The sequence below is a fragment of the Pseudoalteromonas sp. ESRF-bin5 genome, from assembly GCF_002632075.1.
Taxonomy (GTDB): domain Bacteria; phylum Pseudomonadota; class Gammaproteobacteria; order Enterobacterales; family Alteromonadaceae; genus Pseudoalteromonas; species Pseudoalteromonas marina.
In genome coordinates this window covers 1-1,108 of the sequence record NZ_NTLW01000012.1, presented here as the reverse complement: position 1 = coordinate 1,108, position 1,108 = coordinate 1, and the positions used below count along the sequence as shown (strand labels likewise).

Genomic DNA, 1,108 nt, shown 5'->3' with positions numbered 1-1,108 from the left:
TTTATGGGTTAATCATAGTCCGGGGTTGTATTGACATATATGATCCAGATCAAGCTATTTCCTATAGTTACCTAGCAGCAAACTAGAAGTTGATTTGGATCATATTTTGAGCGGAATTTGAAGAGATAAAGGGTCAGGTTAAAGGTATTAGATAGTGAAATCTTAAGCAGGGGCTATTTTTCTCTAAAAGCAAAGCGCCTCTAGACCTCTTTGTGAAAAAATCACTTAAAGACCTTTTGCACAAAGAGAAGAAAATGAGCAGTGAAATAGGGTATAAAAACTCATAGCTTAGGTGGCTTTCACATATAGCTCAATATTGTTTGGCTCTGTATGTTTAACTAATTCAAACTCATTTACTGCTTCAATCAACATATGTTGCTGTTGTTTTTCAAGTTTCAGCTCAGTGCTTAGTAACTCTGCGCGTATTGTGGCGTAATCACTTATTGTATTCTGGTTAGCTTTTAAATAGCTGCGTGTGGCGCGCAGAGGTTTTAATGCGAGAGTATCAAACTCACTAACCACTTTTTGTAAGTGGCTTAGTTGCGCAGTATTAATGCTCAAATTTAACGAATCTAAATAATAAAGTAATAAGCATAAATTTACATTTATACCCTGTTGGTTCTGTAATGCCAGCAAGGTATTTTGTTGCCCAGGTTTTGCGTACAAGGTGCACGCAAACTGCCAAAAGTCGTCTTTATTGAGCAAGTTCATCGGCAAAGGCCTGTTCTTTTTCTTCCATTTCTTCAAGCGCCATAAGTAACTCTTCTTCAATATCGTTAAGTTTAGGCGTAAGCGTGGCTTGCTTAGCAATTAACTCTTTTAACCGGGCTTTGTTGTCATCGTTATAGAGTTCGTTATCGCCAAGTGCAATTTCCACTTCGCTGAGCTCTGCGGCGTGTTTGTCGAGCTGCTTTTCAAGTTTCTCAATTTGCTTTTTAAGCGGTTGAATGGCTTTTCTAAATTCAGCCTCTAAGCGCTTTTGCTCTTTTCTATTAACCCCTGAGTTTGCTTTTGGCTCATCGGCCTGCTCCGATTTAGTAGCCGCTTTATTAGCATTAAGAAGCCATTGGTAATAATCGTCAAGTTCGTAGCCAAATTGGGTTACTTC

At 38.6% G+C, this 1,108-nt stretch carries 1 protein-coding gene and 1 pseudogene; both read right to left on the bottom strand.

Annotated elements, in window-relative coordinates; translation table 11 throughout:
- Positions 1 to 288: 288 nt before the first annotated feature.
- Complete coding sequence (locus tag BCG07_RS00125; protein ID WP_276754277.1) at positions 289 to 711, bottom strand: TIGR02444 family protein; 423 nt, start codon at positions 709 to 711, stop codon at positions 289 to 291.
- Positions 695 to 1,108 (bottom strand): annotated as a pseudogene (locus BCG07_RS00120) (ABC transporter ATP-binding protein); the annotation flags it as partial. The pseudogene BCG07_RS00120 and the gene BCG07_RS00125, both read right to left, overlap by 17 nt.